The 24,821-nt window shown below is 58.6% G+C and carries 30 protein-coding genes; 18 read left to right on the top strand and 12 right to left on the bottom strand.

The window, feature by feature from the left end; genetic code table 11:
• The first annotated feature begins 90 nt into the window (after positions 1-90).
• From ACOYNB_RS08585 to ACOYNB_RS08605, 5 genes are read left to right on the top strand one after another with little or no spacing between them, the layout of a single operon-like run.
• Positions 91-1,500, top strand: a complete 1,410-nt coding sequence (locus ACOYNB_RS08585; protein WP_422838681.1) for a 3-oxoacyl-ACP reductase — start codon at positions 91-93, stop codon at positions 1,498-1,500.
• 28 nt (positions 1,501-1,528) lie between these two features.
• Positions 1,529-2,389, top strand: a complete 861-nt coding sequence (locus ACOYNB_RS08590) for a MaoC family dehydratase (protein ID WP_422838682.1) — start codon at positions 1,529-1,531, stop codon at positions 2,387-2,389.
• A gap of 57 nt (positions 2,390-2,446) precedes the next feature.
• Positions 2,447-3,736, top strand: coding sequence for an acetyl-CoA C-acetyltransferase (locus ACOYNB_RS08595; RefSeq protein ID WP_422838683.1), 1,290 nt, complete (start codon positions 2,447-2,449; stop codon positions 3,734-3,736).
• A gap of 36 nt (positions 3,737-3,772) precedes the next feature.
• Positions 3,773-5,518 carry an AMP-binding protein gene (locus ACOYNB_RS08600; protein WP_422838684.1) on the top strand — a complete coding sequence of 582 codons (1,746 nt, stop codon included), beginning with the start codon at positions 3,773-3,775 and terminating at the stop codon, positions 5,516-5,518.
• Between the two features lie 57 nt (positions 5,519-5,575).
• Positions 5,576-6,028: a GNAT family N-acetyltransferase gene (locus tag ACOYNB_RS08605; protein ID WP_422838685.1), complete on the top strand. Its 453-nt coding sequence runs from the start codon at positions 5,576-5,578 to the stop codon at positions 6,026-6,028.
• Here the strand turns inward: ACOYNB_RS08605 and ACOYNB_RS08610 are convergent.
• Genes ACOYNB_RS08610 through ACOYNB_RS08620 form a run of 3 tightly spaced genes read right to left on the bottom strand, consistent with a single transcriptional unit; the run spans position 6,020 to position 8,311 of the window.
• Positions 6,020-7,003, bottom strand: coding sequence for an NRDE family protein (locus ACOYNB_RS08610; protein ID WP_422838686.1), 984 nt, complete (start codon positions 7,001-7,003; stop codon positions 6,020-6,022). The two genes, ACOYNB_RS08605 and ACOYNB_RS08610, sit on opposite strands and share 9 nt — an antisense overlap.
• 9 nt (positions 7,004-7,012) lie before the next feature.
• Positions 7,013-7,342: a DUF4936 family protein gene (locus ACOYNB_RS08615; RefSeq protein ID WP_422838687.1), complete on the bottom strand. Its 330-nt coding sequence runs from the start codon at positions 7,340-7,342 to the stop codon at positions 7,013-7,015.
• Between the two features lie 6 nt (positions 7,343-7,348).
• Positions 7,349-8,311 (bottom strand): YgfZ/GcvT domain-containing protein, encoded by a 963-nt coding sequence (locus ACOYNB_RS08620; RefSeq protein ID WP_422838688.1) that lies wholly within the window; start codon positions 8,309-8,311, stop codon positions 7,349-7,351.
• An 87-nt stretch (positions 8,312-8,398) separates the two neighbouring features.
• On the opposite strand from ACOYNB_RS08620, the gene mltG reads away from it, so the two are divergent.
• From mltG to ACOYNB_RS08670, 10 genes are all read left to right on the top strand, one after another.
• Positions 8,399-9,391 carry an endolytic transglycosylase MltG gene (gene mltG, locus ACOYNB_RS08625; protein WP_422838689.1) on the top strand — a complete coding sequence of 331 codons (993 nt, stop codon included), beginning with the start codon at positions 8,399-8,401 and terminating at the stop codon, positions 9,389-9,391.
• On the top strand, positions 9,388-10,005 hold the full coding sequence (gene tmk, locus ACOYNB_RS08630) for a dTMP kinase (protein ID WP_422838690.1): 618 nt from the start codon (positions 9,388-9,390) through the stop codon (positions 10,003-10,005). The genes mltG and tmk overlap by 4 nt, the downstream gene beginning before the upstream one ends.
• Entirely contained in the window at positions 10,002-11,072 is a 1,071-nt protein-coding gene (gene holB / locus ACOYNB_RS08635) for a DNA polymerase III subunit delta' (RefSeq protein ID WP_422838691.1), read from the top strand. The genes tmk and holB overlap by 4 nt, the downstream gene beginning before the upstream one ends.
• Before the next feature lie 96 nt (positions 11,073-11,168).
• Positions 11,169-11,609 (top strand): PilZ domain-containing protein, encoded by a 441-nt coding sequence (locus tag ACOYNB_RS08640; RefSeq protein ID WP_374256044.1) that lies wholly within the window; start codon positions 11,169-11,171, stop codon positions 11,607-11,609.
• A 40-nt stretch (positions 11,610-11,649) separates the two neighbouring features.
• A complete protein-coding gene (locus ACOYNB_RS08645; RefSeq protein WP_422838692.1) occupies positions 11,650-12,435 on the top strand; it encodes a TatD family hydrolase in 786 nt (261 codons plus the stop codon).
• Between the two features lie 142 nt (positions 12,436-12,577).
• Positions 12,578-12,790 (top strand): hypothetical protein, encoded by a 213-nt coding sequence (locus ACOYNB_RS08650; RefSeq protein ID WP_422838693.1) that lies wholly within the window; start codon positions 12,578-12,580, stop codon positions 12,788-12,790.
• 144 nt (positions 12,791-12,934) lie between these two features.
• Positions 12,935-13,582 (top strand): DUF47 domain-containing protein, encoded by a 648-nt coding sequence (locus ACOYNB_RS08655; RefSeq protein ID WP_422838694.1) that lies wholly within the window; start codon positions 12,935-12,937, stop codon positions 13,580-13,582.
• A 13-nt stretch (positions 13,583-13,595) separates the two neighbouring features.
• Positions 13,596-14,606: an inorganic phosphate transporter gene (locus ACOYNB_RS08660; protein ID WP_422838695.1), complete on the top strand. Its 1,011-nt coding sequence runs from the start codon at positions 13,596-13,598 to the stop codon at positions 14,604-14,606.
• Entirely contained in the window at positions 14,572-15,183 is a 612-nt protein-coding gene (locus ACOYNB_RS08665; protein ID WP_422838696.1) for a hypothetical protein, read from the top strand. The genes ACOYNB_RS08660 and ACOYNB_RS08665 overlap by 35 nt, the downstream gene beginning before the upstream one ends.
• A gap of 90 nt (positions 15,184-15,273) precedes the next feature.
• Entirely contained in the window at positions 15,274-15,681 is a 408-nt protein-coding gene (locus ACOYNB_RS08670; protein ID WP_422838697.1) for a hypothetical protein, read from the top strand.
• Here ACOYNB_RS08670 and ACOYNB_RS08675 read toward each other — a convergent pair.
• The 8 genes from ACOYNB_RS08675 to ACOYNB_RS08710 all read right to left on the bottom strand — a co-directional run bounded on the left by ACOYNB_RS08675 (position 15,678) and on the right by ACOYNB_RS08710 (position 20,810).
• On the bottom strand, positions 15,678-16,805 hold the full coding sequence (locus tag ACOYNB_RS08675; protein ID WP_422838698.1) for a zonular occludens toxin domain-containing protein: 1,128 nt from the start codon (positions 16,803-16,805) through the stop codon (positions 15,678-15,680). The genes ACOYNB_RS08670 and ACOYNB_RS08675 overlap by 4 nt on opposite strands.
• Positions 16,802-17,107 carry a DUF2523 family protein gene (locus ACOYNB_RS08680; protein ID WP_422838699.1) on the bottom strand — a complete coding sequence of 102 codons (306 nt, stop codon included), beginning with the start codon at positions 17,105-17,107 and terminating at the stop codon, positions 16,802-16,804. The genes ACOYNB_RS08675 and ACOYNB_RS08680 overlap by 4 nt, the downstream gene beginning before the upstream one ends.
• Before the next feature lies 1 nt (position 17,108).
• Positions 17,109-18,416 carry a hypothetical protein gene (locus ACOYNB_RS08685; protein WP_422838700.1) on the bottom strand — a complete coding sequence of 436 codons (1,308 nt, stop codon included), beginning with the start codon at positions 18,414-18,416 and terminating at the stop codon, positions 17,109-17,111.
• A gap of 205 nt (positions 18,417-18,621) precedes the next feature.
• A complete protein-coding gene (locus ACOYNB_RS08690) occupies positions 18,622-18,846 on the bottom strand; it encodes a major capsid protein (protein WP_422838701.1) in 225 nt (74 codons plus the stop codon).
• A 3-nt stretch (positions 18,847-18,849) separates the two neighbouring features.
• Positions 18,850-19,089, bottom strand: coding sequence for a hypothetical protein (locus ACOYNB_RS08695; protein ID WP_422838702.1), 240 nt, complete (start codon positions 19,087-19,089; stop codon positions 18,850-18,852).
• Position 19,090: 1 nt separating this feature from the next.
• Positions 19,091-19,408, bottom strand: a complete 318-nt coding sequence (locus ACOYNB_RS08700; RefSeq protein ID WP_422838703.1) for a hypothetical protein — start codon at positions 19,406-19,408, stop codon at positions 19,091-19,093.
• Positions 19,405-20,472 carry a replication initiation factor domain-containing protein gene (locus tag ACOYNB_RS08705; protein ID WP_422838704.1) on the bottom strand — a complete coding sequence of 356 codons (1,068 nt, stop codon included), beginning with the start codon at positions 20,470-20,472 and terminating at the stop codon, positions 19,405-19,407. Before ACOYNB_RS08705 ends, ACOYNB_RS08700 begins: the two co-directional genes overlap by 4 nt.
• The gene (locus ACOYNB_RS08710; RefSeq protein ID WP_422838705.1) at positions 20,469-20,810 is read right to left on the bottom strand and encodes a hypothetical protein; all 342 of its coding nucleotides are present in this window, start codon (positions 20,808-20,810) and stop codon (positions 20,469-20,471) included. Before ACOYNB_RS08710 ends, ACOYNB_RS08705 begins: the two co-directional genes overlap by 4 nt.
• 9 nt (positions 20,811-20,819) lie before the next feature.
• On the opposite strand from ACOYNB_RS08710, the gene ACOYNB_RS08715 reads away from it, so the two are divergent.
• From ACOYNB_RS08715 to ACOYNB_RS08725, 3 genes are all read left to right on the top strand, one after another.
• On the top strand, positions 20,820-21,218 hold the full coding sequence (locus ACOYNB_RS08715) for a helix-turn-helix domain-containing protein (RefSeq protein WP_422838706.1): 399 nt from the start codon (positions 20,820-20,822) through the stop codon (positions 21,216-21,218).
• A gap of 133 nt (positions 21,219-21,351) precedes the next feature.
• A complete protein-coding gene (locus tag ACOYNB_RS08720; RefSeq protein ID WP_422838707.1) occupies positions 21,352-22,650 on the top strand; it encodes a diguanylate cyclase in 1,299 nt (432 codons plus the stop codon).
• On the top strand, positions 22,650-23,918 hold the full coding sequence (locus tag ACOYNB_RS08725) for a GGDEF domain-containing protein (RefSeq protein WP_422838708.1): 1,269 nt from the start codon (positions 22,650-22,652) through the stop codon (positions 23,916-23,918). Before ACOYNB_RS08720 ends, ACOYNB_RS08725 begins: the two co-directional genes overlap by 1 nt.
• Here the strand turns inward: ACOYNB_RS08725 and ACOYNB_RS08730 are convergent.
• A complete protein-coding gene (locus ACOYNB_RS08730; RefSeq protein ID WP_422838740.1) occupies positions 23,906-24,817 on the bottom strand; it encodes a cation diffusion facilitator family transporter in 912 nt (303 codons plus the stop codon). The two genes, ACOYNB_RS08725 and ACOYNB_RS08730, sit on opposite strands and share 13 nt — an antisense overlap.
• Positions 24,818-24,821: the final 4 nt, after the last annotated feature.

The following is a 24,821-nucleotide window of genomic DNA, read 5'->3' on the forward strand; positions in this document are numbered from 1 at the left end:
TGATGCAGGCATCGGCCTGCATCCGATCGCAACCAGGCCAGATGCAACGGCGTTGTGCCGGGGCGGGCCATTTGTACGACGAGTGATCCGATGAAAGACGGTTATCTGGACTTCGCCAACTCCGCCATGGGTGCCAAGCTGATCAATGCGCTGGGGCTCCCCAAGCCTTTGAACCTTGAGCGTTATCAGCCAGGCCAGCCAGTGATTCAAGGGACCGTGCTGGTTGGTGGTGGTGGCGCGCCTGAATTGCTGGGCAGTCTCGCGACCATGTTCAAGTGCATGGGAGCACAGACTCTTGCACACGAACGTTTGCCGCAATGGGTCGCTGTGGCGAATCTGGCCGGGCTGACGACAGGCCGATGGGGCGGTAATGGTCAAGCCGGCGAAAAGGTCAAAGCACTGGTCTTCGATGCCACCGGGCTGGCGGACAGCACCCAGTCTGACGCGCTGTACTGGTTCTTCCATGATGCTGCACGCTCGCTTTTGCCATGCGGCCGCATCATCGTCCTGGGGCGCCCACCCGAGTCCTGCTCGTCGCCGCGCAAAGCAACCGTTCAGCGTTCGCTCGAGGGACTGACACGCTCGCTTGGCAAGGAGTTGAAGAAAGGAAGCAACGCACAGCTGGTGTACGTTGCTGAAGGAGCTGAAGACAACATCGAATCCACACTGCGCTTCTTGCTGTCACCACGCTCGGCCTATGTTTCGGCACAAGTCATTCGCGTTGGCAAAACTGTTGGGCAACTGACAGCCCCCCTTGATTGGGACCAGCCGCTGGCCGGCAAGAAGGTGCTGGTCACGGGTGCCTCTCGGGGCATTGGTGCAGCCATCGCTGAAGTGATGGCTCGCGACGGCGCCCAAGTGATCTGTCTCGACGTGCCGCAGGCATTGGACGGGCTCAACGAGGTCGCCAAGAAGCTGGAGGGCAAGAGCCTGGCACTGGACATCGGTGCGGCCGATGCGCCCCAGAAGTTGGTGGAGGCAGCCAGAGCCGACGGCGGATGGGATGTCATCGTCCACAACGCAGGCATCACCCGCGACAAGACCATCGCCAACATGAAAGAACACCTGTGGCAGATGGTGGTTAACATCAACTTGTCCACCCAAGAGCGCATCAACGAAGCCTTGGTGAACGCTGGCGCACTTAAACAAGGCGGCCGAATCGTCTGTGTGTCATCCATCTCCGGGATTGCCGGCAACATGGGGCAGACCAACTATGCGGTCTCCAAGGCCGGTGTGATCGGCATGGTTCAAAGCAGTGCACCGATCTTTGCCGAGCAAGGCATCACGATCAACGCGGTGGCTCCAGGCTTCATCGAAACACAGATGACCGCCGCCATCCCGTTTGCCATCCGTGAAGCAGGGCGACGCATGAACTCCATGAGTCAAGGCGGGCAGCCCGTGGACGTCGCAGAGGCCATCGCCTGGTTTGCCAGCCCAGCATCCAGCGGTCTGACCTCCAACGTGATCCGCGTTTGTGGCCAGAGCCTGATTGGCGCCTGACCCCCAACAGACAAAAGGCGGTATCCCCATGAAAGTCGTTGAGGTTAGGCGCCTGCCCAGCCCCATTGCGCTGAATTTCGGCGCTCTGCGAGCCAGCAGCAAACGCCCTGGGGTCGTCACGGCGCTACCGGACGTCATGTATGTCAGGCCGGAAGTCGTGGTCGATGCACACAAGGTTTCGTCGTACGCCAAGGTGTGCGGCTTTTGTCCGGCCCATGGTGTCTCCATGCTGTTCCCGCATCTGGAGGCCTTCCCTCTGGCCATGATGCTGTTTGGCTCCGCTGACTTTCCGTGGCCGGCGATGGGCATCGTCCACTTGGCCAATCAGGCCAAACAGCACCATCGACTGCACATCGGCGATGTGCTGCGCATCGAGGTGCAAACAGGCCAGCTTTATAAGCATGACAAGGGGCAAGTCTTCACCTTGCACGCCAGAGCCTTGCGTGCCGACGTTCTGGTCTGGGAAAGTACTTGGACCTTGTTGCGCACCGGCATTCGCCAGCCTGTGGGGCAACCGTACGTCAGTGCCATTCAGGACGACGCCCCCGTTGCCAGGCAGGCCGATTTTTATGCCGATGCGGGCATTGGCCGGCGTTACGGCAGGGTGTCCGGTGACATCAACCCCATTCATTTGTCGAGCTTCACCGCCAAGTTTTTGGGCTTCAACCGGGCCATCGCGCATGGCATGTGGACCAAGGCACGCGCATTGGCCACGCTCATGCCCCGAGAAGCGGTCAACGAGGCAGAAATCGCCGTGGAGTTCAAGACGCCGCTTTTCTTGCCCGCACGCGCCTCACTGTGGGCCAACCGAACCGACCGGGGGGCGGTCTTTGAAGTACGCAATGCCAAGGGTGACAAGCCACACCTCAAAGGGCGTGCAACGTATTGAGCCCCCACGCCCCCACTGCAACCAACTGATTACCGATTGATTCAAAGGGACCCCAACATGAACACCGTTCGTCGCGTCGCCATCATTGGCGGTAACCGCATTCCATTTGCTCGTTCCAACACCGTTTATTCCAAAGCATCCAATCAGGAAATGCTGACGGCGGCCTTGCAAGGCCTGGTTGATCGGTTCAACCTCCATGGCGAGCGCATGGGCGACGTCGCTGCCGGCGCGGTGATGAAACACTCGCGTGACTTCAATCTCGTACGCGAATGCGTGTTGTCCACCACGCTGGCCCCCGAAACACCCGCATTCGACCTTCAGCAGGCCTGCGGTACGGGGCTCGAAGCGGCCATGCTGGTAGCCAACAAGATTGCGCTCGGTCACATCGAGTGCGGCATCGCCGGCGGCGTGGACACCACCTCCGACGCGCCCATTGGCATCAACGAGAAGATGCGCAAAATCCTGATGGAAGCCAATCGTGCCAAGGGGACGGTCGCGCAACTCAAGGTCATGTCCAAGATTCGCCCCAGCATGCTGATCAAGCCTGCCATTCCCCGCAATGGCGAGCCCCGTACCGGCTTTTCAATGGGTGAACACGCTGAGTTGATGGCGCGCGAGTGGGGCATCAGCCGTGAAGATCAAGACCAGTTGGCTTGCGCAAGCCATGCCAACATGGCTCGCGCGTACAAGGATGGCTTCTTTGCCGATTTGATGACGCCTTTCCAAGGCGTGAGCAAGGACAACAACCTGCGCGAGGGACTGACCATTGAAAAGCTGCGCTCCTTGAAGCCCTGCTTCGACAAAAAGGTGGCGCCCGGTCAAGGCACCTTGACCCCCGGCAACTCTACCCCACTGACTGACGGCGCCTCGGTGGCGTTGTTGGCCAGCGAAGAATGGACCAAAGCCCGCAACCTGCCCGTGCTGGCGTATCTGACCTTCAGCGAAGTGGCCGCAGTTGACTTCTTCAACAAGAAGGAAGGGCTGCTGATGGCCCCAGCCTACGCCGTGCCGCGCATGCTGCAACGTGCAGGCCTCACCTTGCAGGACTTCGATTTCTACGAAATCCACGAAGCATTCGCAGCGCAAGTCCTGTGCACACTCAAGGCATGGGAGGCCCCCAAGTTCTGCAAAGAGCGACTGGGCCTGGACAAGCCGCTGGGTTCCATTGACCGCAGCAAGCTCAACGTCAATGGCAGTTCGCTGGCCGCTGGCCACCCCTTCGCGGCAACGGGTGGGCGCATCGTGGCGTCGCTGGCCAAGATGCTGGCGCAGAAGGGCTCGGGCCGCGGCCTGATCTCGATCTGCGCGGCGGGTGGTCAAGGTGTCGTCGCGATTGTGGAGCGCTGACCGCCCCGATTAGCCCAATTACAAGAGGAGACAGGCATGAGCGTTTCAGCAGCAGTTGTGGCCCCACAGGATGGCCAATCCATCGTCAACGCGGATGGCTCGACCAATCGGATCTGGTTGTCGTCGTATGTGGCCGGGGTGGCGCACGACATTGACGTCAACAAGTACCGTTCTTTGGGGCAATACTTTGACGAATGCATTGCGAAGTATCGCGAGCGGCCGGGCTTCGTGAGCATTGGCACGGAGATGAGCTACGACCGACTGGATCGTCTCGTCAACGCATTTGCCGGCTGGCTGCAAGGGCAGGGCATCAAGAAGGGCGACCGCGTCGCCATCATGCTGCCCAACACCTTTCAGTACCCAGTGTGCTTGTTTGCCATCTTGCGCATCGGCGCGGTGGTGGTCAACGTCAACCCGCTGTATACCGCCCGAGAGTTGAACCACCAACTCAAAGACAGCGGTGCTGAAACCATCATCGTGATGGAAAACTTTGCGGGCACGTTGCAAGAAGCCATGGCGGGAACGCAACTCAAGCGCATCGTGCTCACGCAAATCGGCGATTTGTTGTCTGACGGCTTGCTCAATCTGAAGGGGCGTGCACTGAACTTTGCCATCCGCAAGGTTCAGAAAATGGTGCCACCCTACAAGCTGCCCGGCGCGATCTGGATTCGTGACGCATTGAAGTCTGGCGCACGCTTCCAGGTTCGCCGACCCGACGTTCAGCCCGAAGACCTCGCGTTCCTCCAATACACCGGCGGCACCACCGGTGTGGCCAAGGGCGCCATGCTCACGCACCGCAACGTCCTGGCCAACTGCCAGCAAGCGTTGGCGTTTGCTGAAGGCCAGTTGACCGGTGACACCGAGACAGTGGTCACGCCGCTGCCGCTGTATCACATCTTCTCGCTGACGGTGAACTGCCTGATTTTCATGGCGCTCGGCGGTCGCAACATCCTGATTGCCAATCCACGCGACACCAAGCGCGTGATGATGATTCTCAAAAACGAGAACTTCAGCGGCATCACCTGTGTCAACACGCTTTACGCGTCATTCCTGGACGATCCGGACTTCCGCAAGCGCGATTTTTCCAACCTGAAATTGGCAGTTGCCGGGGGCATGGCCCTGCAACGCAATATCGCCGAGCGATGGAAGGAAGTCACGGGCAACTCCATCGTGGAGGGCTATGGCCTGACCGAGTGCTCGCCCATCGTCACGCAAGCGCCGGTTGACATCCACAACCCTGGTCCCGCCTTTACCGGCAGCATTGGTGTTCCCGTCCCCTCGACCGAAGTTCGCTGTCGTCGTGACGACGGCTCCTGGGCCGATATTGGTGAGCCCGGCGAGCTGTGTGTGCGCGGCCCTCAGGTCATGAAGGGCTATTGGAAGCGCCCCGAAGAAACCGCCAAGGTCATTGATGCCGAGGGCTGGCTCGCCACCGGTGACATTGCCGTGATGGACGAAAAGGGCTTCCTGAAAATCGTGGACCGCAAGAAGGACATGATTCTCGTGTCGGGCTTCAACGTCTACCCGAACGAAATCGAGGACGTGATCGCCATGCATCCTGATGTAAAGGAAGTCGCGGCAGTCGGCGTGCCCGATGAAGTCGCTGGCGAGCGCGTGAAAGTCATCATCGTGCCGCGCAACCCCGGCTTGACCAAGGAAGCCGTGCTGGAACACTGTCGCAAGGGGTTGACCGGCTACAAGATCCCTCGCATCGTGGAGTTCCGCAACGAAGAATTGCCCAAGACACCCGTTGGCAAAATTCTGCGTCGAGAACTACGCTGACTTGGTGATTGGCTGCCTGCGCTAAGCTTTTGGGCAAACCACTTGGCGCAGTACAGCATGCCAACCCTACGAACCGGCACATGGGATGAATTGGCGCCAGTCGCACGACTTGTGCGGCTGGCCGTTTTCGTTGACGAACAAGGCATCCCGGAGTCCGAGGAGTGGGACGACGATGACCGTCATGCCCTGCATGTCGTGGCGTTTGACAAGACCATGCTGCCTATCGGCACCGCTCGCTTGATCTACGCAAACGAACCCACAGGCCACGCTCGCATTGGCCGCATGGCAGTCATGAAGCCGCATCGCGGTGAAGGCACAGGGCGCTTGATGCTGGAACAGCTTCTGGCAGAGGCCCAGGCCATGGGCATCACAGCACTGTCGCTACACGCTCAAGTTCAGGCCAAAGCGCTGTATGAACGCTGTGGATTCACCGCAGACGGCCCTGTGTTCGACGAAGTGGGCATTCCTCATCAACACATGAGCTTGCGCATGGCCACATGCTCACGATGACTTGATCAGGCTTCGTGCACGTGATCGCTTGATGGCCGACACCTCGCTGAGCGCATGATTGTCTTGCTCTTGCACTTCAGAGCTCTCAAATGCCTCATCCGTCGCCCGACTGGATGGCGGTACGGGTAACGTGGCCTGAATCTTCGCCACATCGGCCATGCCCATGGTGTGGCGGGGGGGCCAGTTCTTCAAAGTCACACGGCGCATCAGCGCCAAGCTGGAGCTCGCGCTGTACGTCCGCTCCAGCACATGGGTTACCAAGCGCTTGTTCACCCGCTCTGTGACCACCACGGTGGAGCAGCGTGTCCCATAACGGTTGTCTGCCGTTCGGATGAATGGCGCCGACAATGCACGCTCCAGCGCCAAAGGCACACCTGTTTCCGGCAGTTCGGCATCGTGTGCAACCGCAGGGTCCGCCAGTGCGGTCAACAACCGATTGGCCAAATCCTCACTGTCATCAGACTGCGAGATGGCCGACTTCATGGCCGACTTGAGCCGACTCACCTTGGGCCAAGGTGTGTTGAGTTCGGCATTCGACAGCCCATACACGCCCTTTTGCAGTCGCTCAGGATGGACACGGCGGTTATTGAGCCAGAAACACTCCCCCGTCAAGAAGTCCACGGCCAGCATATTAAAGCCGTTATAACCCGACAGCGCGAGTTGAGGCCACAACTGCGACATGTGACGGTCACCACGCAACCAAAGCGGCACGATGTCGCCGCGAGAGGGCGCTGCCGGATCAACGTCCTTGGGATTTCGGATGTTGGTCACCAGACCCAGCCGCCCTTGCGCCGTCAGCCCCAACCACGTTCCGCCGGCATGTAGGTCGCGCCCCCCCAAGATGGGCGCGCCACCATGTTCAGGCTCCCACCACCCGAGCCGCGCGGCGGGGCGCTCGAAAAACTCATCGCGATTCGAGGCCAGAACAAACGGGAAACGGCTACTTTGATCAAGCGCCAGAGATACCAGACACATGGTTGATTTTTATCTGGGCGCGTCGAACTCAAGCGCCGGCATGTCTTCAAACGTCTCACAGTGACGTTCACCCAATAGCCCCGCAGGCAGGCAGTCAATCTGCTCTTGAAGCAACTGCATCCAGGCCGGGTCAATGCCTTGCGGGTGTTCGTACACCTCCATCCAGGTCTGGCTGGTCAGGCCAGCCTGCATGCAGTCACTGCGGCGCATCAACCGAACTTGCAAACCAGGCACGCTGCGCTGCAATGAACACTGCACACCTTCAACGGCCTGACGTGCTTGCACCACCTTGTCTGTCTCGACACGGTAATAAATGAACAGAGACCGGTGGTTGACCATAAACCCTTAGGCAGCCTCTTCAAACGGAACGGCGTAGGGTACCGCGTCAAGCTGCAGCCGTGGCCCGTCAACTGAGCCGAGATGCAAAGTGTGCACGCGAGCGGCCAATTTCAATTCGATCAACGCGGAACAAACGTCAGGCTGCCCGGGCATGGGCGCGGCATTGATGACCAGCCCAACAGGCTGAGTGGGGTCGTCCTGCGCAAAAATCTCTTGCCCCGTCGCGACCTGACCGGCGACATGCGCTATGAACGCTCTGCGCTTGGTCGTGCCACGGTACTGGCTACGGGCCACCACCTCCTGACCTGGATAGCACCCTTTTCGGAAGTTCACGCCGCCGATCAGTTCAAAATTGATCATCTGTGGCACAAATTGATCCACCGTGGCCTGCTCGATTCTGGGCAGGCCGCTCATGACTTCCAGCCACAACCACTGATCGGACGACATGGCAGTCATGGCCGACAGCACCTGCTGCGAAGCGCTTTCTGCGCCCAACCACAGTGCGCGAGGAACACCCTGCACATCCGGCAAACGGATCAGCCATGCCTGCTCCAAAGCCACGCAAGCCCACACGTCGGCGTCAGCAACGGCCGGGAAGTGCGCAAGCAAGGCTTGGCCGGCAAGACCAATGACCTTGATGCTGGCACGTTGGTCCGACAAGCGCGTCTTGGCCCGCAGCACAAACATCGACAGCCGCTTGGTCAGGTTGGACACCAAGCCAGCATCTGTCAGCAAATAACATTGCTCAGGCTGAGGCCGAAGCACAATCAGACTGGCCTGCATTCGGCCTTTAGCCGAGCAAAAAGCGGCCAATCGCGCCTCATCCGCCCCCAGACCATTGATGTCTTGGCTGAATTGGCCGTGCAGAAACGTGGCAGTGTCGGGGCCTGTCGCTTCAATCACACCCAAATGGGAGAGAAGCAGGGCGCCACCCCATGACTTTGTATCGGGAAGATGGATCTCGCTCATCCGATCATTATCATCACGGTCGACATGCCATACATCACTTCACCACGGTTCTCCCCGTCACCAACTCGGCTACACGGCTTCGGCCTGATGAGCTTGCTCGCCGTCGTGGCGATCTCAGCGATTCTTTTGGCGTCGTCTTGCTGGTGGTGGGTCAACAACCCTTTGGCACTGAAATCCCCCTCGGTGGACCTGACGGTTGAAGCCGGCAGTACCCCAAAGGAAATTGCGAGGGACTGGGTCGATGCGGGCGTACAGACTGACCCCTGGTTGCTCTACCAATGGTTCAAGCTGTCTGGGCAATCTCGCCAGATCAAGGCCGGAGGCTATGAAATCACCTCGGGCGCTACACCTCGTGATTTGCTTCGCATGATGGTTCGAGGCGATGAAAGCCTCTCCTTCGTGAAGTTGATCGACGGCTGGACGTTCCTCCGGTTCAGAGAAGAACTGAACAAGGCGGATGGACTCAAGCATGACACCACAGGCATGTCGGATCAGGCCATCATGACCGAGTTGGGCATGGCAGGCGTTCCGGCAGAAGGCCGCTTCTACCCGGACACCTATGCGTATACCAAAGGCACTTCCGACTTGGCAGTCATGCGTCGTGCGCTGCATGCCATGCAAAAGCAGCTGGACACAGCATGGGCCAGCCGCCGCCCCAATCTTCCGATTGCCTCCGCTGAACAGGCTCTGATTCTGGCCTCCATCGTCGAGAAGGAGACCGGCACAGAGGCGGATCGCCCCAAGATTTCCGCCGTCTTCAACAATCGACTGCGCATCGGCATGCCCCTTCAGACAGACCCCACGGTGATTTATGGCTTGGGTGAGAAGTTCGATGGCAATCTGCGCAAGATCGACTTGTTGACAGACACGCCCTTCAACACCTACACGAGGAAGGGCTTGCCCCCGACCCCCATCGCCATGCCCGGCAAGGCCGCGCTGTTGGCTGCGGTCAATCCTGCCGACTCCCGCGCGCTGTACTTCGTGGCCAGGGGGGACGGCAGCAGTGAGTTCAGCGCCACGCTGGCAGAGCACAATCGTGCAGTCAACCTGTATCAACGTAATCCTAGAAAGAGCCCATGAGCACAGGCCGTTTCATCTCGTTTGAAGGCATTGATGGCGCAGGCAAGACCACGCACATCGATGCACTGGAACGTCTCTGGCGCGAAGCAGGGCACGAAGTTGTCAGAACCCGAGAGCCAGGCGGCACAGATCTGGCCGAAAAGCTGCGCGGATTGTTCCTGCACGACGCCATGGACCCACTGACCGAAGCCTTACTGGTCTTTGCCGGTCGGCGGGACCACATCAAGCAAGTGATCGAACCTGCTCTGGCGCGTGGCGCATGGGTGCTGTGTGACCGTTTTACCGATGCCACCTTTGCGTACCAAGGTGGAGGCCGAGGCTTTGACCTTCAGGTGCTGACTCAGCTTGAAGACTGGGTGCAATCGGGCTTGCAACCTGATCTGACCTTGCTTTTCGATCTGCCGCCACAGGTCGCCGCTGCCCGGTTGACGCAGGCCCGGCAGCCCGATCGGTTTGAGGCGCAGGACCTGAATTTCTTTGAGCGGGTGAGGGCTGGCTACCGACAACGCATGGAGGCAGATCCCGGCCGCTTCGTCGTCATTGCAGCCGATCAGACACAGACCGAGGTTGCGCACGATATTGCGCAAGCACTGAAGGCACGGGACTTGGCATGAGTGAAGCCATTGCGACCACGCCACTGTGGCCGTGGCTCAAAGAGCCGCTCGCCGCAGCCATCCAGCAATTGGCAACGCATCATGCTGTCTTGCTGCATGGCGCCCAGGGCATCGGGCAATTCGAATTTGCCATGCACCTGGCCCGATCCTGGCTGTGCGAAGGACACTCAACGACTCAAGGCGCACGGATCGCATGTGGGCGATGCCCCAGTTGCCATTTGATCGATGCGGGTTCGCACCCTGATCTCATGGTCATCCTGCCCGAGGCACTGCAGGCGGCCTTGGGGTGGGGGCCTGCGTCGGCTGAGGTGTCTGAAAAGGCAGAAAAGTCTGAGGCCAAAAGCAAAAAACTGAGCAACGAAATCAAAGTTGAATCGGTTCGCGCAGCGGTTCAGTTTTCCCAGCACACCGCCTCCCGTGGTCGTGCGAAAGTCATCGTCCTGCACCCAGCGGAACGGATGAATCTGATTGCAGCCAATACGCTGCTCAAGACGCTGGAGGAACCTCCTGGTCAGGTTCGCTTTGTGCTGAGCGGCGCCACCCTGGATGAGTTGCTGCCGACCATTCGCAGTCGTTGTCAGGCTTGGCAACTTCCCGTTCCGGACACGGATTCAGCGGCGCAATGGCTGGCTGAACAAATGGACAAACCGTCATTGAACGACGCACAGGTGATTCTGGCTGCGGCGGGCGGACAGCCGCTGACGGCGCGCGACCACATCCAACTCGGACTGGATGCCGACGCCTGGTTGAGCCTCCCCAAGGCCGTTCAACAAGGCCAGCCCACACCACTCACTCAGTGGCCGCTGCCGCTGGTGGTGGACGCCCTGCAAAAGCTCTGCCACGACCTTGCACGCACGTCGGTCGGAAGTGAGCCGCGTTACTTTCCTGCCGGGGCATTGCCCACGCCACCTGAGCTGAATTTGCTCACGACCTGGTCACAGGAGTTGCGCAAGCTCAGCCGACATGCCGAGCATCCATGGAACCAGAATCTCAAGATCGAAACCTTGCTGCTTCAGGCCCGTGCGATCTTGCGCGTTCGAGCAAACGCCAAGACGAGAGCGGCTTGACCCCTCATTCGCGTGCTGTTTCAGTTCGTAAACCCCGACGCTTCGAGCGCAAATTCACGCTTGCACGCCTAGGCTCGGCGTTACACTCGCCAAACGATGAGTGATTTCCAAAGCACTGCTTTACCTTCTGCATTTGCACCCAGTGGGGCTGGGCGTTCGACGCCAGCTGCCGCTGGCGCGGGTGCGTCGAGCGCAGCGGGCCGCCCAAGCGTCATTCAGCTCGTGTTCCGGGAAAAGGGCGCGCTGTATGCCGCTTACATCCCTGCGTTCACAGATGGCGGTTTGTTCGTGCCCACAACGCGGGATTACAAGCTCGGCGAAGACATCTACTTGTTGCTCTCTTTGCCCGATGACAACCAACGCTACCCCGTAGCGGGCAAGATTGCCTGGATCACACCTGCCAACGCGTCGGGTGGCCGCACCCAAGGTGTGGGCGTTCGATTCCCTGCCGATGAAAAAACGCGACTGCTACGCGTCAAAATCGAGCAGATTCTTGGCACCAACATTTCCTCCAGCAAGCCGACTCAAACGCTTTAAGGCAAGATCGGCGCTTTGCTGACCTTGACCTTTTGCGCCCATGTTCGTCGACTCGCATTGCCATCTCAATTTTCCTCAGTACGCTGACTCGCTGGATCAGATCCGGGCGGAGATGAGCACCGCCAATGTCGATCGTGCGCTGTGCATCAGCACCACGATGGAAGAGTTTCCCCAAGTGCAAGCGCTTGCCGCCCGGTATGACAACTTCTGGGCGACGGTAGGGGTCCACCCAGACAACGAAGGTGTGGCCGAGCCAACGGTCGACGATCTGGTCACACTGGCTGCACTGCCCAAAGTGGTCGGCATTGGCGAAACCGGTTTGGACTACTACCGCCTGGAAGGTCGTACCGTTGAAGACATGGCTTGGCAGCGCGATCGTTTTCGCGTGCACATTCGTGCGGCCAGGCAAACAGCATTGCCACTCGTCATTCATACCCGCATGGCCAGTGACGACACCATCGCGATTCTGAAGGAAGAAGGTGAGGGCAACGCAAAGGGCGTCTTCCATTGCTTCACCGAGACCGAAGCCGTCGCGCGGGCGGCGCTGGATTTGGGCTTTTACATCTCTTTTTCCGGCATTCTGACCTTCAAGAATGCCGCAGACTTGCGAGAAGTCGCCCGATTTGTCCCTCTGGATCGATGCCTGATCGAAACCGACAGCCCTTACTTGGCACCAGCCCCTCACCGTGGCAAAACCAATTCGCCCGCATATGTGGCATTGGTTGCTCGTCAGTTGGCCGAGATCAAGGGCATCAGCGTCGAAGAAGTAGGGGACATCACATCGCAAAACTTTGAGACTTTGTTCTCGCTGGTGAAGTCGCACTGAGGGTTTACACAAACCCAGTCATCAGACCGTGTCAGACAATTTCTGACAAGAGGTTTGGTTTTTCGGCGACTACCGGCAATCAGGCCTCCAGCCTACAGTGAAGCCATCACATCGGACATATCACTTGAACCCGGAGGCCCCCATGCAAAAGCAAAGTCTGTACGCCAACCCGTTTGCCCTGATGATGGAACCACAAGCGGTGCTGGAAGCCATGGAAGGCTCCGAGCGTCTCAACCGCTTGCAGCGTCGCGTTTGTCGCCCGCTCGACAAGCCACTGATCCCGACCATTCAATGCGACGACTTGATGGACGATCTGGACGTGGAAATCGACAGCCGTCGCTATCACAACGACTGATCACGCCAGAATTTGCCGCTTTCATCAGTCTCGATGTAGCAAGCCCGTCCTAAGAGACGGGCTTTTTTGCATCTGAGCGGGTAAAATCCCGCATACACCAAGCGCGTGTCAGCACCATGACACCAACAGACGTGAGAACAATCCATGATTTTTGGAAAGCTGCTGCCCCGTGAGGGCAATTTTTTTGAACTGTTCAACCAGCACGCTGGTCACGTTGTGACTGCGGCCAAGGCATTTGCTGAATTGGTACAGAACTACGGCGACAACACCCTGCGCGACAAGCACAACCAGGATGTTGACAACGCCGAACATGCCGCAGACCGCATCACGGAAGAAGTCAACCGTCTGCTGCACACGACATTCATCACGCCCATCGATCGTGAGCAAATTCACTCGCTGATCAACACCATGGACGATGTGGCCGACCTGATTCAGGACGCTGCAGAAACCATGGCTTTGTACGATGTGCGCACTATGACAGACGAAATTCATCGTCTGACAGATTTGTGCGTCAAGTGCTGTGAGCGCCTGAAGGTCGCTGTTTCGCTGTTGAGCGACATTGGCGATGCCAAGACCGCCGAAGCCACGCTCAAGACCTGCAAGGAAATCGACCAGCTGGAATCGGATGCCGACCGCGTGCTGCGCTCTGCCATGAGCAAGCTGTTCCGCGAAGAACCCGATGTGCGCGAACTGATCAAGCTGAAGGCCATCTACGAGTTGCTGGAAACGGTGACAGACCGCTGCGAAGACGTAGCCAAGGTCATCGAGGGCGTGATCCTCGAGAACTCCTGATCAGGGGGCACACATGGGAACAATGCAGGTGGCCCTGTGGGTCATCGTCCTGCTTGTGGCGATGGCTTTGCTGTTCGACTTCATGAACGGCTTCCACGACGCGGCCAATTCGATTGCAACGGTGGTGTCAACGGGCGTGCTGCGCCCCACCCAAGCCGTTGTGTTTGCAGCGTTTTTTAACTTTATCGCCATCTTCATCTTCCACTTGAGTGTCGCAGCGACGGTGGGCAAGGGAATCGCCGACAAGGGGGTGGTTGACGTCTATGTGGTCTTTGGCGCCTTAAGTGGCGCCATCACCTGGAACGTCATCACCTGGTTCTACGGGATCCCCAGTTCGTCTTCGCACGCGCTGATCGGGGGCATCGTGGGCGCCGTCATTGCCAAGGCGGGCACGGGCGCGCTGATGGCGACCGGCATTATTCGCACGGTGGTCTTTATTTTCGTGTCGCCACTGCTGGGATACATCTTCGGCTCGCTGATGATGGTTCTGGTTGCTTGGTTGTTCCGTCGCGTGGCGCCGTCCAAGATCGACCGCTGGTTCCGCCGACTGCAGTTGGTGTCCGCAGGTGCTTACAGCCTGGGCCACGGTGGTAACGATGCACAGAAGACCATCGGCATCATCTGGATGCTGTTGATTGCAACGGGCTACGCACAGGCCGGTGAGACATCGCCACCGACGTGGACCATCATCGCTTGCTATGCCGCCATCGGCTTTGGCACCATGTTTGGCGGCTGGCGCATCGTGAAGACGATGGGCCAGAAGATCACCAAGCTGAAGCCCGTGGGTGGTTTCTGCGCCGAAACTGGTGGCGCAATGACGCTGTTCATCGCCACGGCCTTGGGTGTGCCCGTGTCGACCACGCACACGATCACCGGCGCCATCGTCGGGGTCGGGTCCGTGCAGCGTGCCAGTGCCGTGCGCTGGGGCGTTGCAGGCACGATTGTCTGGGCCTGGATCCTGACGATTCCCGCATCTGCCTTTGTGGCCGGTGTGGCGTATTGGATCAGCCGCCAACTGTTCTGAATCCGCTGAACCAAGCGAAGAAGTCGCGAGCAATCCTCGCGACTTCTTCATCCAATATACTTTCCACGATGTATATTATGTCAACTCTCAGACGAATGTCCGATTGGCTGAAATCAAGTCTGCTGAGACTGCTGCCGATGAAGTTGGCATGAGAACACCTCGCCACCTGCCGACGCTTCCAGTCATTCTGGACAACCTCGGCAATCCTCCTTTGGATGACGTGGCGAAAGAGCTTGGCGTGTCTGTGGCCACAATCAAGCGTTACCTGAAGCACGGCGCCCCGCGGCCCGTGCTTTTGTCTTTGTGGTGGTTCACCAGTTGGGGGCTGTTTGACCTGGACAACGAGCAGCAATACAAACTGCACATGAGTGAGTCACTGCTGCGGGCCACAAAGAAGGAATGCCAAGCTGCCAAGGATCAGGCGGCACGATTGGCGCGCATCGGCAACTTCGGCACCGCCAACGAACCGATGTTTGGTCTTGATGGCGCGAACACGTTGCCAGTGTTGCCACCGAACGAACTCGCGGCCTACGACCTGGACACGCGACCGCCTTTGGTCTTCCTGGTCAAACGCTAACTGTCTGATCCGGCTCCTGCGTCGCCACCACGCAACCGTCACCCCTCTAAGTCGTGCGACGATCACGACATAGCAAAAGGAGGTCGGTAAATGCCATTTGAGCAGCGTAAAGAACCTGTGAGTGTCTGGACGATCGCCATGGGCGTCATGCTGGGCATGCTGTTCGCCCATGCCATCGAATTTGCAGCAGGAGCCATCGTTGCCCGCTACCAAATCGTGACCGCTTTAGAGAGCATGCAGAAGGACGCCGAGCGCATGGAGCGTGAGCAGCGACAACGTGCACAGATCGAACAAGATGCGAAAAGAAATGCAGCTATGCAGCGAGAAGATGCAATGCGCCAAGCAAATGAGGCAGCACAACGCAAAGAAGCAGCATGGAAGGCGTATTTCACACCCGCTGCAGTTTGCTCAAACCCGCCAGATACAGCGACATTCACCAAGTGCGCAAACGATCACCTCAGAGCAAAAACACAGTTCGAGGCGACATACAAGCCTTAACGCCGTACACGAGGCCGTGCAGGGTCTTGCTCAACAACGGCAGGTGACGTATCAGCAAGCGCAACTTGACGACGTGAGAGCGGGATAGCTTGCGTGTAGGGTGTCTCGGCCGGAGGCTTCGCAGGCTGTGCTTGCGCCTGCTGTGCCCTCGGAGACGGGGCGTCATCCCAAGCCATGAAGAAACCACCCTCGGCAATAGACCTACACATGTCATTGGGCACATCGAGCTTGGTGCCCTGCTGCGTGTAGCACTGGCAGCGCGACTTGTTGGCGACGCACGCGGCAGGATATGGCGCACGCACGGGCGTCGTGACTTTGTCGTAAGCGGGCGCTGTGTACGCAAGCCCCCTAACGCGTGGCTCCATGGATTCGACATATTGCGCCGGAGTCATCGCCGCACCGTTGGCCTGGCCGGACTGGACAGGTTGCACGACCTGATCAGCATTTGCCGGCGCCACTGCGCCAACATTCTTACCGGCACGCTGGTTGAGAAAGATGTTCACAACGACATAGACAGCAACAGCCAGGACAACAGGAACAAGCAACAGCAACCAAACCCGCAGGGGTATCGAACGCTTGATTGTGTGCACCTCGGCGGACTTGTACCAACCGAACACCTCTTTTGGATAGGAGAACTTGGTTGCGACGGCATCCTTGTTCGACTTGTCGCAGTTTTCCTTGACCTTGGGCCATTCGTAGACGGTCGCTTTCTGCAAACCGAACGGCCTAACGACATTCATGTGACGACCACAACGCCGACGAACGGCACTGTCAATCTCCATCGGATGCTGCGTGATCAGAATCAGGCTGTGCCCTTGGTGACGCAGCTCAGCAATGGGCTCAACATGCGGGGGCACCTTGGACCCGGTAGGCCGATTGGGAAAGGTCTTATGGGCCTCATCGATAAGGATGATCGCGCCATGAGGGCACTTATGCCAGTCCTCAGGGTTCTCCAGTTCGACCCACGGCAATGCGGCCTTATCAAGAATCTCGATGCCGTGGTAATACACCTGACGGTTTTCCCGCTTAGCCCATTGGCTGACTGCCCAAATAGCGAAAAGCGTTTTGCCGTTGCCGGGTAAGCCAGTGACAAACTGAACGGGTGCGGTAGAAAGCGCGCTCACTTGGTCACCCAACGCTTGATTGAGCCGTTAGTAAGGCCATTGAGTGCGAGCCGCACCAAGTACGCGGAGAACCAGATGTTGACGCAGGTGCCGACTTGCAAAAGGCCCATGTACTGCCCAACTTGAGAGACAGCCGCAGCCTTGTCCAACTGCGAAAAGGCGGCAGTCTTGGCAACATCAACCAACGACGAAACGCCGCTAAAAGTGACAACACCGAGGCCAAAGGCAACAAGCGCCCTACCCGCCAACGTAGACGCAGCTTGAGCAAGAGCACCGATAAGGGAAGCGATCAATACTGGCATATCAACTCAACACGTAACGGGTTGCACCGAGCAAGGAACCAAGGACCGCGCAATAGCCAACGAAGGCCAGGAACGGCGATGCCTTGCTGAACGGGATAGTGAAACTATGAGAGCCAACGGGCACGACCAAATCAGATGGCCCAACAGTGGGGTAAGGGTTCGACTGATCGAATGACCCAACGTCAAGAGAGCCATGTGTAGACCTAGGGTCAGCATTGGGCATCTGGCCCGTGGTGGACTTTTGCCCATCGCCGACCGTGGTATCACCCGCCCCCGGCTGCGTGCTGCAGTAGCTTTGCCAAGCAGCTTGCGCCTGCGCGCACTGGACAGCATCACCGCTGCACTGATACCCGGATGCGCAAGAGCCGCCCCAAGTCCCTTCGCGATCAACCTTGCAGACGATGGCATTGGGATTCTTGTTGCAGAAATCGGCCATGGACTCGGTGACGGTTTCCGTCTTGCTGGCAGACGATCCGTCCGAGTTTTTTTCCGTGGTGGTGCTCTTGGTCGTGCACTTGCCGTCCTCGCAACTGGTGACCTTATCAACGGTGCCTTCGCTGCTTTTGTCGGTGGTACTGCCTGGAATGTCGTTCCCGCTGGCATCCTTGGCCGTGGCCCCGGTTGAGCTACTGTTGCTGTTGCTGCTGCCGGAGCTTGACTCGGTGACACCCTTACAGGCCACACAAACAGACGTGCCGTTGATCGTGCCGGGACACTTGCCGGGTCCGCAGGACGTAGGCGGGTTCGATTCATTGCCACTGCCAGCCCCTGCGCCATCAGACGGCCCGCAACTACCACCAGTTGATGTCCACGGCCCATAGATGTACGTCCACCCACCCTTGGAGCCATTCGAGGAGCCCTTGACGGCGCAACCACCGTCGCAGAACGTCATTGCACCGGCCCGATCCGTTTTCCACGCCCCGCCCTTGTGTGCATCGTCATCACCCCAAGGCTTGCCCTTATCAGCGGCACAGTCCTTTTGACAGTAGCCCGTCTTGGTGCTTTGAACCTGACCGGCAGGACACGTAACCCTTGTGACCTTACACATCGGGACGCCGTTCACGATGGCGATATTGCCCGGGCTACCTTGACAGGTCGCATTGACCTGAATGCCACCGGAACCAGTGCCACCAGAGTTACGGTTTTTCACGTCATAACGGCAGATAGTCCACACGCGAGACAGGAACGCATCGCACCCTGTAAAGATGTAATCAATGTAGCTTGGCTTAACCAAAGCATCCATTGCAGCCCTGCCGACAGTCTCAGCAGCGGAGCCATTAATGCTCGGCGTGTCATACGCGTAAAACATCGTGGGCGGCGTACAAATGGCGTCAGTCGGGCAAGTGCTGTAGCTCGACTGCGCAAAGACCGACGGCGACCACATGGCCACGAGGACAAGCATCAAGCGGACAAGATAAGCCACGCGGCCCCCAACACTGCAACCAAAACCCACACGCCCATAGCGCACCCCTAAAACAAAAGCGGGGGCCGAAGCCCCCACCCAAAGCACCGGATTAGCCGCCTGCGCCGCGAATCCACTTCCAGACCTTGCCGCCAAACGCCATCGCAGTGACAGCAGCGCCAACCACAGCAATGGCAGCACCAGCAGCCGTGACGGCCTCAATGACGGACGAGGTATCGACCGAGGTAGCGGCATGAGCCGAACCAGCGGCGACGGTTGCGGCCAGAACGGCCAAGCGAGCCGCAATGCGGCGACGAGAACTCAAGAACTTGGACATAAGTCACTCCTCATTACCCCCTGACAATTTGCGGATGCTGCGCCAGCAGTACCCAATGCCCCACACGCCCAGGACGGCAGAAGCGAGCAGAGCAGCCTCATCGACGCCCAACCTGAACGGGTTGGACGCCATCAACTCATATTCAGCAGGCGTCAACACGACGGCCGTGGTGCAAGGCGTGGCCTCAACTGGTGACAACACAGTCACACCATTGACCAGGACGAAGGCGACGCACTGAGCCATATCAGGCAGGCGACTTCACAGCCGGGGCCTGACGCATGCCAAGGGGCACAACCGAGACGATCTGCGTCTCACGCTTGCCAAACACCATCACATCCTGCTGCTCGACCTCTGCGTCGAACGGGCATTGCAGGTGCTTGATCTTGTCCAGGACGGAAACGTCCAGTCGGTACGTGTCCCCCATGTACCCCACAGCAGCGTTACCCTCGCCACGAGCAGGAGCCAAAGGCAAAGCGCAGTGCAGCTTGCCGATCGCGTAGGGGTTGCCGGTCTTCTTCGAGATGCCGGAGGAGGTCTCAAACCCGATTACTTGGACTTTCATGGTCGTGTCCTTTCAGACAGATACGCGGAAGGCGACGCCGCAACTTGAAAACCCCCAAGGCTCGCCTTTTCGAGTCGCTTCGGAACACCCGGGAGTGATAGACAAGTGATGACCTCATCCGCCGTCAAGGACGCGCGGAGGGTATGAACAAGCCGCCCGTATGCCTGGCGGCTATGAATGACGAGGTTCTCAAGGGCAATCTCGCCCTCGGCCTGATGCGTGCGGATACGTTCTGCAGCTGCATCAAGGACACGCTCAAGACACCGATACGCACCTACAAAGTGCTCATTGCAACGGATCAACACATCGAGGGGGATGTCACGATCCTTGTTGCGGATCTCGACCTCAAAGCGAGTCCACGGGCTTTGTGGATCGCCCAACTGGCGACCTTTCTCGTAGGCCCGGAGCATCTTGCCGTTCTCCCGGCGCCCTACTTCCAACGTCCGGCCATACTTGGGATCGAACCAATCACCAGGCGTCGAATGTCGAGGCATACGCCCGCCAGCGTTGAACTCGCCCGCCAAATACCAATCACGGGCGTCCTCTACATCGAACTCACCATTCAGGCAGTCGACAGCCAGGTCAACACGCGTCAACGTGTAATCGAACTGCTGACCGATCCAGGTGTGCACAGCAAGCCAATCACGCACCTTTGAGCAGGCCGAACCGGACAAGTCAAGGCGCGCCCTCCCCTTGTGATGGTTGCCACCAAAGTCCAAACGGGCGACGTGATGACTTTTGCCGTCATCCAGGGCGATGAAGTACCGAACACCGGACTCATAGCCAAGCATGCCCGGAGCGTCCAGGCCCTGAACATCACCTAAGACCTCGACCAGGAAGTCATGAACCTGCCGGGGTAGACATTCATCGGGTTCAGGCAACCAGGTCACAGTCAACCAGTCCACCTTTGCACCGCTTCGGAGCCGTGCGGGACTTTCCCCCCCTGTTAGAGCAGGGGGGCAAGTCGCGCGCCGCTGACGCTCGCGCGCCTGCGGCATCGCGGCGCCCTCGGCTCGCGCCTTGTCATTGCGCTCCACCAGTTCGCGGAAGGTCTTCCTGGTCATGCCTGACCCTCCATGCGCCAGGCGCGATTGCGCAGCGCCCAACCGGACGCCGTGAAACCCTGCTTGAACATCAAATCGGCCCGCTGATGCAGTTCCACTGCCTCAGACTGGTGACGACCAGGACGTGCAGACACTCCGGCGGCAACGCCGCAAGAAGCCCCTTCGGTGGCCTGCAAATGCACCTGATCGCCAAAGGCAAAAGCCCTGACCAACGACTGTCCGTTTAACCGGGTTGATGACATAGGTGTACAGTTGAGTTCGCGAAATACGCGAATCGCGCTTAACGCGATCACGTTTTCCGCGAATGTATCACACTGTTCACGCAAAGCGCGAATCAAGGACCCGACATGACGCTCGTTGAACTCATCGAACTGGCTGCAGAGAAGCGTGGCTCACTCAAGGAACTGGCTGCCGATATGGGCAAGCACCAGAACCGACTGACCGAGTGGAAAAAAGGCACGCACAAGCCAGACGCGGACGAGATTGCGTTCTTGGCAAAAACTGCAGAACTTCCAATCGTCGAAACCATCGCGCAGATTCAAAACGAACTCGGCAACCGATATGCCGAAATCTGGCGCGAAACACTGGGAAAACTGACAGCGGCGGGAGTCGCCGCGACCGTGGCCACGATGATGATCGTTACCCCGAAGACCGCTGACGCCTCCCCTTCCCAGGTGAGCGCCGCCACGGTCAGTCTGTATATTATGTCAACTCACAAAGACGAGGAACAAACGTTTGATCAGTGACGTGTCGCACAGATGTGCGCGACAGCGTGGGTCAATGTAGGGAAAGCGACAAGCTCCCGTGGCGCGCAATATCGCCCCCATCTCGTACAGTCATGAAACTTACACACGATGAGTGTTGCGGTTAATGTACGTAGTGTCTTCGGTCTCTCCCAGCTTGCTGAACTACGAATCCACAGGGTTCGTGCCGTCCCAGCTAGAAGTGTCTCAGTTGCCCGAAGACAGGCCTGTAGATGGGCAACTTGTTGACAGTCAGCTTGCCAGCGGCATTCGTACGCTTCGCTTCCCGGCCCAGCTTGAAAAGTACTATCAGGAAGACACCGCAGCCGACAGACTAAAGCTAATGATCAACAGCGGGCTGTTGGTCTGCCTGATGTTCAACTGGATGCTGGTATCTGACTGGTTGTTGATTCCAGACCAGTTCGAGTTGGCGCTGCGGCTACGGCTTTTCATCTACACCCCGGTCACGCTGGTGGGGCTGTTCGTCCTCACGAGGATTCAATCGCCCAGCCTGCGCGAAGTCTTGCTGATCGTCCATGGCAGTGGCGCAGCGTTCATTTCCATCGCTTTGTGTGTTGCGAGCTCAGATCCCTATGCAACGCCCTATGTCGTGAGCCTGTCATCCATCGTGATGTTCACCAACTCCGTCATGCGGATGCGCTTCTACCAGGCCGCCGTTCTGGACGCCATCATTTTGGGGCTGTACGTCTGCGCAGCATTCCTGATTCAAGACGCGCCTTACGAGTTGATCATTCCGGGCGGCTTACTGCTGGTGTCCACCATCGCCTTCACGCTCTATGGGGCCTATCGCCAGGAACAGGACACCCGCATCAACTGGCTGCTTCACCTTCGCGAGCGCTTGCTGCTCAAGGAGCTGGAGACAACCAATCAAGCCTTACATGATGCGTCACGCAGCGACATGCTCACCGATGTGGCAAACCGTCGTCATTTTGACGAACACATCCGTGCGTTGTGGGATGCTGCGCTTGAGGACGGTCGTGAAATTTCGCTGATGATGATCGATGTCGATCACTTCAAAGCCTATAACGATCGCTATGGGCACCCAACTGGCGACGCGTGCCTGAAAGAAGTTGCCGGTGCACTCAAGCGTCGGCTAAGACGTCCTGGCGATCTGATTGCCAGATTCGGGGGAGAGGAATTCATTGCCGTGCTGGATGGCACCCCTCTCAAAACCGCTGCAGGTGCTGCAGAACGGGTACGCAAGGGCATTGAAGGGCTCAATTTACTGCATGCAACGTCCAGTACACACGCGGTAGTGACTGCCAGCATTGGTGTGGCATCGGCGCGCCCTAAAGACGGCACGATGAGCATTCAGCAATTGATCTCTGCTGCTGATGATGCGCTCTACAAAGCGAAGCAAGCTGGCAGAAACCGCGTGCACACACACGGCATGACTGAACTGGAGGCAGCGTGATGACCATCGCCTCGCCATCCATGCCTGAGATCGAACTGGCTGCCTCAGCGCCCGCAGGAGATCAAGCGCACGTCGCCTTGGTGCGAGGCACCTTGTCCAGCGGATTTCCTTGGCTGCTGTTCCCCGCGGCCTTGGAGCAGCGCTTTCTTACAGCACAACACGAGATTCGGCGTCAGCACTTCCTGATCAGCGGATTGTTGGCCCTGCTGGTGTTCAACGGCTTTCTGTATGCAGACTATTTGATGGTGCCCGACGCCTTTGAATTGGCCGTCAAGTTGCGGGTCGGCATCTTCACGCCCACTGCCCTCCTCCTCTTGTACCTGTTTTGGCGCAGCCCATTTTTCACCCAATCTGTGGCGCCATTGACAGTTGAACTCGTCTGCATGACCGCAGGCCTGGTCGCGGCGGTGTGCCTTGCTTTCATCCTGTCCAGCACCGTGAGCCCATACGCCCATCTCTACCATGTCGGGTTCATGGTGGTGATCATGTACGGCAACGTGGTGATGCGCTTGCGCTTTTGGTATGCCGTGGTCTATTCGCTTGCACTGACGGCCATTCACGTGGCGGGGGTCTTCATGCTGCCGGGTTTTCCAGAGCGCATGATCGTTCCCATCATGTCGCTGGTGACATCCACTGCGGCCTTTACGCTCACCGCTTGCTATGTCTTGGAGCGCGACGAGCGTCGGCGCTATCTGATGACCGAGCGTGAGCGTGGCTTGATCTACGAATTGTCGGACGCGCAAGAGCGCCTACGTGAATCGTCCCGTGTCGATGATCTGACCACCCTGTACAACCGCAGACATTTCCAGGAGCAGGCGCAGCAAATGTGGCAGCGCGCACAGTTTGACCGAAGCGCCATGGCCATCTTGATGCTGGACGTCGATCACTTCAAGAAGTTCAATGATCGTTACGGCCATCCCGCTGGAGACACATGTTTGAAGAAGGTTGCCGCGGTTATCCGCGCCGCCATCACGCGTCACAGCGGTTTGGTGGCGCGCTATGGCGGCGAGGAATTCATCGCCGCCCTCCCCGGCCTCAACCCAGATCAACTCCACGCCTTGGCGGCTGAAATTGGGCAGGCGGTGGAAGATCTTGGCATCGAGCACGACGCATCCACTACGGCAGCCGTTGTGACAGCATCCATCGGCGCGGCCAGTTGCGTGGCATCGCCCAAATGGACCTTTGAAAAGCTACTCAATGCAGCAGACGAGGCGCTGTATCACGCCAAGCACGAAGGCCGCAATCGCGCTGTTGTTCAGTCGTGGTGAGCCACAGGGTCCAAGTGAGCCAGCACGTCCAGAACGGGGAGTTGCTTCATCACCCGCTCACGTGCACTGACGGCAATGTCGTGGCCTTCGCGAACTGACAAATCACCATCCACTTCCAGATGGACATCCACCATGATCATGTCGCCCATCTTCCGGGTGCGCAAATCATGAACTCCCAGCACGCCCGGCGCCGAAAGCAGCACCTCACGGATTTGCGCAATGTGCTCATCTGATGCCGAACGATCCATCAGATCGTTCAAGGCATCCCACGCGAACTCCCAGCCCATGTGCGCCACCATGAAGCCGACGATCAGTGCGGCGACCGGATCCAGCAACGGGTAGCCCAGCAAATTGCCCACGATACCCACGGCAACCACCAGTGAAGAGGCGGCATCGGAACGTGCGTGCCAGGCATTGGCCACCAGCATGCTGGAGCGCACCCGCTCGGCTGCAGCCAGCATGTAGCGGAACAGCAATTCTTTGGACGCCAGCGCAACCAGCGCCACGTACAGCGCAACCGGCTTCACCTCGACAATGGTCTCCGGGGATGACAAACGCGTCACCGCAGACCACAACATGCCGATGCCAACGGCCAGCAACAAACCGCCGAGCACAAAGGAGGCGGCGGTTTCATACCGGTGGTGACCATAGTGATGGTCGTCATCCGCCTCCTTGCGGCTGTGCTGATTGGCCAGCAGCACCACAAAGTCAGCGATCAGGTCTGACAGCGAGTGAATGCCATCGGCCACCAAGGCCTGCGACCCCGCCAACACACCCACAACCATCTGCACTGCCGTCAGAAACAGGTTCACCACCACGCTGACGAGCGTGCTTCGTTTGGCGACCTGGTGACGCTCGGGCGTGTCCTGCTCGGGATCGTCTTGTGGCAGGTTTTGCATCACC

Source organism: Aquabacterium sp., assembly GCF_049317225.1.
Classification (GTDB): Bacteria; Pseudomonadota; Gammaproteobacteria; order Burkholderiales; family Burkholderiaceae_C; genus Aquabacterium.